The 10,597-nt window shown below is 54.6% G+C and carries 10 protein-coding genes; 9 read left to right on the top strand and 1 reads right to left on the bottom strand.

Translation table 11 applies throughout. The features are described 5' to 3' along the window. Nucleotides 1-205: 205 nt before the first annotated feature. Nucleotides 206-1,513, bottom strand: coding sequence for an amidohydrolase (locus WIH05_RS06255; protein ID WP_022273841.1), 1,308 nt, complete (start codon nucleotides 1,511-1,513; stop codon nucleotides 206-208). 202 nt (nucleotides 1,514-1,715) lie between these two features. Between WIH05_RS06255 and lgt the strand changes: the two genes are divergently transcribed. The 9 genes from lgt to mraY all read left to right on the top strand — a co-directional run. Further along, the gene (gene lgt, locus WIH05_RS06250; RefSeq protein ID WP_022273840.1) at nucleotides 1,716-2,594 is read left to right on the top strand and encodes a prolipoprotein diacylglyceryl transferase; all 879 of its coding nucleotides are present in this window, start codon (nucleotides 1,716-1,718) and stop codon (nucleotides 2,592-2,594) included. Continuing rightward, nucleotides 2,595-2,759 carry an aspartyl-phosphate phosphatase Spo0E family protein gene (locus tag WIH05_RS06245; RefSeq protein ID WP_022273839.1) on the top strand — a complete coding sequence of 55 codons (165 nt, stop codon included), beginning with the start codon at nucleotides 2,595-2,597 and terminating at the stop codon, nucleotides 2,757-2,759. Between the two features lie 277 nt (nucleotides 2,760-3,036). Beyond that, a complete protein-coding gene (mraZ, locus tag WIH05_RS06240) occupies nucleotides 3,037-3,462 on the top strand; it encodes a division/cell wall cluster transcriptional repressor MraZ (RefSeq protein WP_022273838.1) in 426 nt (141 codons plus the stop codon). Continuing rightward, the gene (gene rsmH / locus WIH05_RS06235; protein ID WP_022273837.1) at nucleotides 3,459-4,400 is read left to right on the top strand and encodes a 16S rRNA (cytosine(1402)-N(4))-methyltransferase RsmH; all 942 of its coding nucleotides are present in this window, start codon (nucleotides 3,459-3,461) and stop codon (nucleotides 4,398-4,400) included. Before mraZ ends, rsmH begins: the two co-directional genes overlap by 4 nt. A 23-nt stretch (nucleotides 4,401-4,423) precedes the next feature. After that, complete coding sequence (locus tag WIH05_RS06230; RefSeq protein ID WP_022273836.1) at nucleotides 4,424-4,909, top strand: septum formation initiator family protein; 486 nt, start codon at nucleotides 4,424-4,426, stop codon at nucleotides 4,907-4,909. After that, the gene (locus WIH05_RS06225) at nucleotides 4,875-7,082 is read left to right on the top strand and encodes a penicillin-binding transpeptidase domain-containing protein (RefSeq protein ID WP_337425137.1); all 2,208 of its coding nucleotides are present in this window, start codon (nucleotides 4,875-4,877) and stop codon (nucleotides 7,080-7,082) included. The genes WIH05_RS06230 and WIH05_RS06225 overlap by 35 nt, the downstream gene beginning before the upstream one ends. 58 nt (nucleotides 7,083-7,140) lie before the next feature. After that, on the top strand, nucleotides 7,141-7,815 hold the full coding sequence (locus WIH05_RS06220; RefSeq protein WP_022273834.1) for a YkgJ family cysteine cluster protein: 675 nt from the start codon (nucleotides 7,141-7,143) through the stop codon (nucleotides 7,813-7,815). A 55-nt stretch (nucleotides 7,816-7,870) separates the two neighbouring features. Further along, nucleotides 7,871-9,601, top strand: coding sequence for a penicillin-binding transpeptidase domain-containing protein (locus WIH05_RS06215; RefSeq protein ID WP_022273833.1), 1,731 nt, complete (start codon nucleotides 7,871-7,873; stop codon nucleotides 9,599-9,601). 166 nt (nucleotides 9,602-9,767) lie between these two features. Next, on the top strand, nucleotides 9,768-10,597 hold an 830-nt coding region (gene mraY / locus WIH05_RS06210; protein WP_337425136.1), incomplete at its 3' end, for a phospho-N-acetylmuramoyl-pentapeptide-transferase.

Raw genomic sequence — 10,597 nt, 5'->3', positions numbered from 1 at the left:
TTGAGGATTATTGAGATATAAAATCAGGTAGCGGTCCTCCGATACCTAATTTCATGGGTCTATATTCTCCTTTGCTTTTCCTATTGCATATAAGGTGCTTTTCATCTGGCCGGTCTTTTAGGAGACCGCAGGGCCATGAGCCCGGAAAAGGGTCCAAAGCCACAAGTAATCATAGCATATGCATTTCTTTTTCTCAAGGCAAAAATCACTGCTTTTGGCCCAGCAGCTCCCAGAGAACCGAAACATAGAGCTTAAGTCCCGTCATCAGCGCGTTCTCGTCGATGTCGAACCGGGCGTTGTGGTGGGGAGCCGCAATGTCGCAGCCGATGCACATGTAGGCTGCCTTTCCGCCATGGGCCTGGACTCTGGACATCAGGTAGGCGGCGTCCTCGGAGCCAGTGAAGCCTCCGCTGGGAACGTAGCGGGTGATCTCCGGGATCCTGGAAGCCCCGGCTTTTATGAAGGGCTCCAGGGCGTCGTCGCTGTCGGCGCCAGAGGCGCTGCCCATGATCTTTGTATCCACCGTGCATCCGAACATTTCAGCCGCGCCCTTTAAGCTGCTCATGGCCCGGCCAAAGACGGTGCGTTCGATCTCCGTGGTCTCTCCCCGGGTCTCCAGCTGGAGGACCGCCCGGTCTGCAACCACGTTCCGTCCGGTGCCTCCGGAGATGGTCCCCACGTTGAGCCTGGCGGCTCCCCGGGAGTCCTGACAGGCGGTATGCATGGCCAGGGTGGCCGAGCAGGCGGCCAGGATCGCGTTATGGCCATCCTGGGGGGAAGCCCCTGCATGGGAGGAGAGGCCGGTGATGACTGCGTCTATTTTTGTAGTAGAGAGGAAGCCGTTGGTCAGGGCCAGGAGCTCGCCGGTTTTCCAGCCCATGCCCAGATGGCCGGAAAGGAACCAGTCCACGTCGTCCAGGATGCCGCTTTCTGCAATGGACTGGGCGCCCCGGACGCCTTCCTCCGCTGGCTGGAAGATGATCTTTATGACACCGGAGAGATCCTTACGGATGGCGTTCAGGGCCAGGCAGACGAAAAGCCCCAGGGAAGCGTGGCCATCGTGGCCGCAGGCGTGCATGCATCCGCAGTTTTCAGAAGAAAAGCCATTTTTTACCGGAAGGCGGCAGGGGTCCATATCCTCGCCCACATCGTTGCAGTCGATATCAAAGCGCAGCGCCGTCACCGGTCCGGGATTTCCGGTTTCGATCACAGCCATAGCCCCGGTGAAGCCGTCCATTTCCTTAATGATACCGGCGTCCGCTCCCTGGCTTACGGCACGCTCCATGCATACGTCCAGCTCCTTCTGGGGAGGATAACCCCAGAGATAATCCCTGTGAAGGATCTCTTTTCCATATCTTACAGGGATCCCGTGGTCTTTCAGCGCGGCAATGAGTCTGGCAGTGGTATAAAATTCCTTCCATCCTGGCTCCGGATGACGGTGCAGGTCCCGGCGGAAGCGTATCAGGGCTTCCCGGCAGTCCTCCAGGCTGTTTAAATAAGAAGTGATATCCATTTTTTGCCTCCATTCAGCAGTATTTTTTCTGCTTTCAGTATATAAGCCCCGGATGAAAAATGCAAGGAAAACGGGCGTGGGCTGCACAACAGAAACGGGAACTTTTGTCGAAATAAGGGAGACGGTGTCATGCGAATTTATTTGCTTTTTGTAGTATTTCGGAGTAAAATAGGAAACATAAACGACAAAAGGAGTGTTTGATATGGCGGAAGGGGCAGATTTAAGCTTTATACACCTGGGGATATCCGTCCAGAATATGACAAAAAGCTTCTCCATTTTTGGAGTATCCTTTGCATATTACGGCCTGATCATCGGGATCGGAATGATCGCCGGACTTCTGGTGGCCCAGCAGGATGCTAAAAGGAGGGGGCAGGATCCGGAGATATATCTGGATTTCATGCTGTATGGAGTGATCTTTGCGATCATCGGAGCCCGCCTTTATTATGTGGTGTTCCAGTGGGGATATTATAAGGATCATCTGGCGGAGATCTTCAATATACGGAAGGGCGGCCTGGCCATCTACGGAGGGATCATCGCCGCAGTGGTCACGCTGATCGTGTTCACAAGAAAGCGTAAGCTTTCATTCCTGTCCATGGCGGACAGCGCCTGTCTCGGCCTTGTGACCGGGCAGATCATCGGCCGCTGGGGAAACTTTATGAACTGCGAGGCCTTCGGCGGCTATACGGACAGCCTGTTCGCCATGCGGATCAAACGGAGCATTGTCAATGAAAGCATGATATCCCAGGAGCTTCTGGAGAATCTGATCACGGAAAACGGGATCGAGTATATCCAGGTCCACCCGACGTTCCTTTACGAATCCATGTGGAACCTGGGGCTTCTTTTATTTATGCTCTGGTACAGAAAGAGAAAGAAATTTACAGGAGAAATGTTACTGATTTATCTTACCGGATATGGAATCGGACGCGCGTGGATCGAAGGGCTCCGGACGGACCAGCTTCTGATCCCGGGAACGGAACTTGCAGTCTCTCAGGTATTATCCATGGTGATCGCGGTCATTTCCCTGGCTGTTCTCCTGTTCCATCGAAGGAAGGGACCAGGAGAAAGCGAGGAAACAGTGTAAATGAATGGGTTGAATGAAGAGCGTGAGAAGCTGATCCAGAGGATCGAGAGTGTGAGAGCAAAGCTGAACCGGAGTATTGATGAGAAGGAGGATTACGCTGCCGTATATCAGTACAGTGTGGAGCTGGATGCCTTGATCGAGCAGTATATGGCGGCCGGCTATTAGCGGAACCGGCGCGGGCCGGTCTTTGAGTTCACGTTTTTTGTTTGGCCCGTTGGTGGGCGGTACGAAAGAGGAGAAATTCCCCTGTTGTCCAATAAAACTTAAAAGCAGATGGGGCCGTCGGGAACAGGATTCCCGGCGGTTTTTTCTTTAAAAATTCCTTGCTATTTTCTTTCATATGTACTAATATTAAAGAAGAAGTGGTGGAAAGTGGGTTAAAGTGGTGCTAAATGGTGGAACGGTGGTTCCCCATGGAGCGCGGTGGCAACAGGAGAAGACGATGTTCATTGGAGAATACAGTCACACAATCGATGCCAAGGGCCGTTTGATCGTACCATCCAGGTTCCGGGAACAGTTGGGCGATGAGTTCGTTGTGACCAAGGGACTGGACGGGTGTCTTTTTGTGTACGAAAATTCCGAATGGAGATCCTTTGAAGAAAAACTCCACGCACTTCCTCTTACAAATGCCAATGCCAGAAAATTTACAAGGTTTTTCCTGGCCGGCGCCAGCGCCTGCGAGGTGGACAGGCAGGGCAGGATCCTGATCCCTGCGGTCCTCCGGGAATTTGCGAAGCTGGAAAAGGATGTGGTCCTGGTGGGAGTCGGAAGCCGGATCGAGATCTGGAACAAGGCGCTCTGGACAGAAAAGAACGTGTATGATGATATGGAAGAAATCGCAGAAAATATGGAAGGTCTTGGCATATGATTTTTGAACACAAGTCAGTTCTCCTATACGAAACCGTAGACAGCCTGAATATTAAGCCGGACGGGATCTATGTGGACGGTACCCTGGGCGGCGGCGGCCATGCTTATGAGGTCCTAAAGCGGCTGGGCCCCAAAGGCCGTCTCATCGGCATCGACCAGGATGCAGACGCCATCCAGGCAGCTTCTGGGAGGCTTAAGGAATACGGAGAGAAGGTTACCATCGTTAGGAGCAATTACAGAAATATAAAAGAGGTGCTGTCCAGCCTGGGGATCGAAAAAGTGGACGGGATCTACCTGGACCTTGGCGTATCCTCCTATCAGCTGGATACGGCAGAGCGGGGCTTTACCTACCGGGAAAACGCGCCGTTGGATATGCGTATGGACCAGAGAAACGAAAAAACGGCCGCGGATATCGTCAATGAATACAGCGAGATGGAGCTGTACCGGATCATCCGTGATTACGGCGAGGACCGGTTTGCGAAAAATATTGCAAAGCACATTGTGAAAGCGCGCCAGGAGAAACGGATCGAAACCACCGATGAGCTGGTGGAGATCATCAAGGCCGCCATCCCGGCCAGGGTACGGGCCGAGGGAGGCCACCCGGCCAAGCGCACCTTCCAGGCCATCCGCATCGAGCTGAACCATGAGCTGGAGGTGCTGGACGAATCCATCGATACAATGGTGGATCTTTTAAATCCAGGAGGAAGGCTTTCCATCATCACCTTCCACTCGTTGGAGGACAGGATCGTCAAGACACGGTTTAAGACCTGTGAAAACCCATGTATCTGCCCGCCGGACTTTCCCGTATGCGTCTGCGGAAGGAAAAGCCGGGGAAAGGTCATCACAAGAAAGCCCATCGTTCCCAGCGGACAGGAGCTGGAAGAAAATACAAGATCAAAAAGCTCAAAGCTCCGTGTGTTTGAACGGAGCGGATCATAAGGAATAGGAAAGGAAGTGATAGTATGGCAGCAAAGACCAGAAGAGGGGCAGCGCCGGAATATGTCAGTGGGACTGCGGCCAGAAAGCTGGAACCGGAAAGAAGACAGGAGAGACCCAGGGAGCCCCGACGGGAGGCCAGCAGCCAGAGCCGTACTGTTACTGTCAGAAGAAACCAGGAAAAAGCACTCCAGATGGACCTGCCGTATGTGATCGTACTGACCATTGCCGCAGTGTGCACCCTTTATTTCTGTGTCAGCTATTTACAGCTCCAGTCCTCCATTGCCGCCAGGCTCAACCACATCGAGGCCCTGGAGGCGTCCATTGAAAAAAAGAAGGCGGACAATGACGCCCTGGAGACCCGGATCAATACGTCCATCGATCTGGACAATATCTATAAGATCGCCACAGAGGAGCTGGGGATGGTCTATGCCAATAAGGACCAGGTAAGGATGTATAACAAGACAGAAAGCGAGTATGTTAGACAGTATGAAGACATCCCGGAACGGTAGTCAGAACAAGCACAAAAAAATATTCTCAAGATACATGCAGGAAAAGCTGGCGGTTACGGTCCTCGTAATTACGCTGGCTTTGTTTGGTCTTGCGGTGAAGCTCTATATGCTGGTGGATGAGAAGAACGAGGAGTATACGGAGATCGTCTTAAACCAGCAGTCCTCCTACAACAGCCGTACCCTGCCCTACCGGCGGGGGGACATTGTGGACCGGAACGGCACCTACCTGGCCACCAGCGAAAAGGTCTACAATCTGATCCTGGATCCCAACCAGATCAATAAGGATTCAGCCAATTATCTGGAGACCACAGTGACGGCCCTGGTGGACGTATTCGGATACGACCGGGAGGAGATCCTTTCAGCCATCAATGAAAACCCGAATTCCTATTATGTGAAGTTCCGGAGACAGCTTTCGGCAGAGGAAAAGGAGGCCTTCGAGGCAAAGGCCAAAGAGGTGAACAAGCAGTATATAGACTCCAGGAGCAGGAAGCGGGTCCAGGGCGTATGGTTTGAGGACGAGTATAAGCGGGTCTATCCCTACGGCTCCGTGGCCTGCAATGTGGTGGGCTTTTCCTTTGACAACGGAAAGCAGGGAAGCGGCGGCATCGAGCAGTTTTACAACGATCAGCTCATCGGCACCAACGGCCGGGAGTATGGCTATCTGGACGCCGAATCCAATATGGAGAAGGTCATCAAATCAGCGGAAAACGGAAACACCATTGTTTCCACCATTGACACCAATATCCAGAAGATCGTGGAAAAGTACATCGACGAGTGGATGAACGGCATCGGGAGCAAGACGGCGGCGGTGCTGGTGATGAACCCCAACAACGGCGAGATCCTGGCCATGGCCTCCAACCGCCGGTATGACCTCAACGATCCGAGAAATCTGGGGGCTATGTACACCCAGGAGCAGATCGACGCCATGACTGAGGAGCAGAAGTCAGAGGCCTGGAACCAGATGTGGAGGAACTTCTGTGTCAGCGACAGCTTCGAGCCAGGTTCCCCGGCCAAGCCTTTAACGGTGGCGGCTGCCCTGGAGGAGGGGGTGATCGGCCCCCAGGAGACCTTTGTCTGCGACGGCGCCCAGGAGGTGGGCGGCCACCGGATCAAGTGCGTCAGCATTTACGGCCACGGCATCCTTTCGGTGGAGCAGACCCTGATGAAATCCTGCAACGACGCGATGATGCAGATCGCAGCCCGTATGGGTGTGGAACGGTTTGCCAGATACCAGGAGATCTTCGGCTTTGGCCAGAAGACGGGGATCGATCTTCCCGGCGAGGCCGATACGGCCGGACTGATCTTCCATGCAGACAACATGGGAGCGGCGGATCTGGCCTGTAACTCCTTTGGTCAGACGTACAACTGTACCATGGTCCAGATGGCGGCGGCCCTGTCGTCGGTGATCAACGGCGGCTCCTATTATGAGCCCCATGTGGTGAAGCAGATCTTAAACGACCAGGGAGCCGTGGTGAAGAAGGTGGAACCCAATCTGGTGCGGGAGACCGTATCCCAGGCCACCAGCGATTTTGTAAGAAACGCCATGTTCCTGACCGTGGACAGTGAGGAAGGCACCGGTAAGGCAGGACGGGTGGCCGGATATAAGATCGGTGGAAAGACGGGAACGGCCCAGAAGCTGCCCCGGTCTGCCAACAATTACCTGCTGTCCTTTGCGGGCTTTGCCCCGGCCGACGATCCCCAGGTCCTGACCTATGTGGTCATCGACACGCCCAATCTGCCGGGAAAGGAACAGGCCCACAGTACCTTTGCCACAGAGGTGTTCCAGAAGATTATGACAGAAGTCCTTCCTTATATGAATATTTTCCCGGATACGGATGTGGCCGGGACCGAGGACGAGAGCCTGGCGGCCCAGGGTGAGGGGATCACCAACCAGAACCAGGGCGGTCTGGAGCCCGGAGGGGAAGCTGGAGACGGAGAGACCCAGGCAGAGGAAACGGAGCCCATGACCGATGAAAACGGGGAGACCATTCCGGAGACCGAGCCGGCCGGTGAGGAGGTCGTGCCTTATGACGACGGGCTGGGACTTCCCGACACCGTGGCCGGAGGCGGCCAGACCCCTGGAGGGGCGGCCTCTGAGACTTTGTCGGAAACGCCTCCGGCCCCAGGGCCAGAAAACGCTCCGGAAGGCCAGGGGGAAACAGAGCCCCAGTAGATGGGATGCATTCCGGCGGCCCAGAACCGCCGGGGACGAAGATACAGAGAGGTGACGGATGGAAAGACAGATCGATTTAAATGAGATTTCAGACGGAAGGCTCTACGGGCTTTCTGATATGGTAAGAGCAGACTGCGGCGGCTGTGCAGGCTGCTCTGCCTGCTGTTCGGGCATGGGCCGGTCGGTGGTCCTGGATCCCCTGGATATGCACCGTCTGGCAGAAGGGACAGGAGTGGGAGCAGAGACGCTTCTGACTGAAAATTTAGAACTGAATGTGGTGGATGGGATCGTCCTCCCCAATCTAAAAATGACAGGGGTGGGGGAAAGATGCACGTTCCTGGATCAGAACGGACGCTGTACGGTCCACAGCTTCCGCCCGGGGATCTGCCGGATCTTCCCTCTGGGGCGGCTGTATGAAAACGGGAGCTTCCAGTATTTTCTCCAGGTCAGGGAGTGCCGGAAGACAAACCGGGCCAAGATCAGGGTGAAAAAGTGGATCGATATGCCGGAAGCGGAAAAATATGATGCCTATATTTCCAGATGGCATTATTTTTTAAAGGAGCTTTCCAGGATCGTCCGGGAGGATACAGAAGGGATCCTGTCCAGGAACCTCAGCATGTATGTGTTAAAGGAATTTTATCTGACTCCCTATGACAGGAATGGGGACTTTTATGCCCAGATCGAGAAACGGATCGGGAAGGCGGAGGCAGTCTTTGGGATCAGCCATTCATAATTTCCGGTGAAATGAAATATAATGAGTAACAAAACACGGACATGGATGTGGCGTCATGAGCTCTTTTCTGACCCATCACAGGAGACGGATCCTGGTGACCATGGCGTTTTTGTCGCTTTTTATGGCCGGGCTCTGCGGCCAGCTGGGCTATCTGATGATCTTCCGGTCAGAGCATTACAGCGCCATGGCCGACGATCTCCATGAAAGGGAACGGACCATCAAGGCGGCCAGAGGGGAGATCGTGGACCGGAACGGCACGGTCATCGCCTCCAACCGGACGGTCTGTACGGTCTCCGTGGTCCATAACCAGGTGGAGGAGCCGGAGGCGGTGATCCGGATGCTTTCCGAAGAGCTGGAGCTGCCTGATGCAGAGGTCCGCAAAAAGGTGGAAAAGCGCTCCTCCCGGGAGATCATAAAGACCAATGTGGATAAGGCCGACGGAGACCGGATCCGCTCCCATGGCTTTGCTGGCGTCAAGGTGGATGAGGATTATAAGCGGTATTACCCCTACGACAGCCTGGCTTCCCGGGTCCTGGGCTTTACAGGGGCCGATAACCAGGGGATCATCGGCCTGGAGGTCATGTACGAAAAATACTTAAAGGGCCGGGACGGAAAGATCCTTACCCTGTCCGATGCCAAAGGCGTGGAGGTGGAAAATGCCGCAGAGGAGCGGCTGGAGCCGGTGGCCGGGAACACCCTGACTGTGAGCCTGGACGTGAACATCCAGAAATACGCAGAGCAGGCCGCATACCAGGTGATGGAGCGGAAGGGGGCCAGGGCCGTTTCGGTCATTGTCATGAACCCTCAGAACGGGGAGATCTATGCCATGGTCAATGCCCCGGAATTTCATCTCAACGCCCCGTTTTCCCTGGCAGAGGGGGATGGGGCCGCTTCCGGAAAGGAAAAACAGGATCTTTTGAACGCCATGTGGAGGAACCGGTGCATCAACGATACCTATGAGCCGGGCTCCACCTTCAAGATCATCACGGCCGCGGCTGGCCTGGAGGCCGGAGTGGTCTCCCTGGAGGACCGGTTTTCCTGTCCGGGCTTCCGGATCGTGGAGGACCGGAAGATCCGGTGCCATAAGGTGGGCGGTCACGGCGGCGAGACCTTTTTACAGGGAGCCATGAACTCCTGTAATCCGGTGTTCATCGATGTGGGACAGCGGCTGGGAGCGGAGCGTTTTTACGATTATTTCCAGCAGTTCGGCCTGCTGGGGAAAACAGGCATCGACCTTCCCGGGGAGGCGGCCACCATTATGCATAAGAAGGAAAATATGGGCCTGGTGGAACTGGCCACGGTCTCCTTTGGACAGTCGTTCCAGATCACTCCCATCCAGCTTGTGACCACCGCCTCCTCCATCATCAACGGAGGAAACCGGATCACACCCCATTTTGCCATAAAGGCGGAGAGCCGGGACGGCTCCCTGGTGCGGGAGTTTACGTATCCCGTAAGGGAAAATGTGGTATCGGAGGAGACCAGCCGGACCATGCGGCATATCCTGGAGCAGGTGGTGGCTGAGGGCAGCGGGAAACGGGCAAAGGTGGAGGGCTTCCGGATCGGAGGAAAGACGGCCACCTCGGAAAAGCTTCCCAGGAGCCGGAAAAAGTATATCTCTTCTTTTCTGGGCTTTGCCCCGGCTGACGATCCCCAGGTCATTGCCCTCATCACCATTGACGAACCGGTGGGGATCTACTACGGCGGAACCATCGCAGCCCCGGTCATTGCCGACATTTTTGAGAACATCCTTCCTTATCTTGGGCTGCTGCCTGGAAATGAAACGTAGCGTTCAGCCATGCATCTTCCTGTCCGCCCTCAGCGGACAAGAAGAGCTGGGCGTCTGTCCCATGAAGATCCGGACAGAAAACAAGGAAATGGTGTTTTCCCATTGATTAATTCTTTAAAAGGACGTATACTAAAAAGACCCAATACATAAGAGACAGAGGTGCAATATGGTTAATGAGACAATCCTGGCGGTCATCATCGCCTTTGCGGTCAGTGCGGCGCTTTGCCCCATCGTGATCCCATTCCTTCATAAATTAAAGTTCGGCCAGCAGGTCCGGGAGGACGGTCCCCAGGCCCATTTAAAAAAACAGGGGACGCCTACCATGGGGGGACTGATCATCCTTTCCAGCATTGTGATCACGTCCCTTTTTTATATGAAAGATTATCCCCGGATCATCCCGGTGCTGTTCATGACCGTGGGCTTCGGGATCATCGGCTTTCTGGACGACTATATCAAGATCGTCATGAAACGGTCCGAGGGGCTGAATCCGAAACAGAAGCTTCTGGGCCAGATCGTGATCACGGGGATCTTCGCCTATTATCTGATGACCTCCGGGGAGGTGGGAACGGAAATGCTGATCCCCTTCACCGGCGGCTTTGAAAACGGATATTTCCTGGATCTGGGGTGGCTCTTTGTACCGGCCCTGTTCTTTATCGTCCTTGGAACGGACAACGGCGTCAATTTCACAGACGGTCTGGACGGACTCTGCACCAGTGTGACGATCCTGGTGGCCACTTTTTTTACCGTGGTGGCTCTGGGAGAGGAGAGCGGCATCAGCCCCATCACGGGCGCCGTTGTGGGAAGTCTTCTGGGCTTCCTCTTATTTAATGTATATCCGGCCCGGGTATTTATGGGAGATACGGGATCTCTGGCCCTGGGAGGCTTTGTGGCCTCCAGCGCCTATATGATGCAGATGCCTGTCTTCATCGCCATTGTGGGCCTTATCTATCTGGTGGAGGTGCTTTCCGTTATCATCCAGGTCACTTATTTTAAAAA

Origin of the sequence: Alitiscatomonas sp., from assembly GCF_037242085.1 — a bacterium.
Lineage (GTDB): Bacteria > Bacillota > Clostridia > Lachnospirales > Lachnospiraceae > Alitiscatomonas > Alitiscatomonas aceti.
The sequence above is the reverse complement of the archived record's forward strand: the minus strand, read 5'-3'. Positions and strand labels throughout refer to the sequence as shown.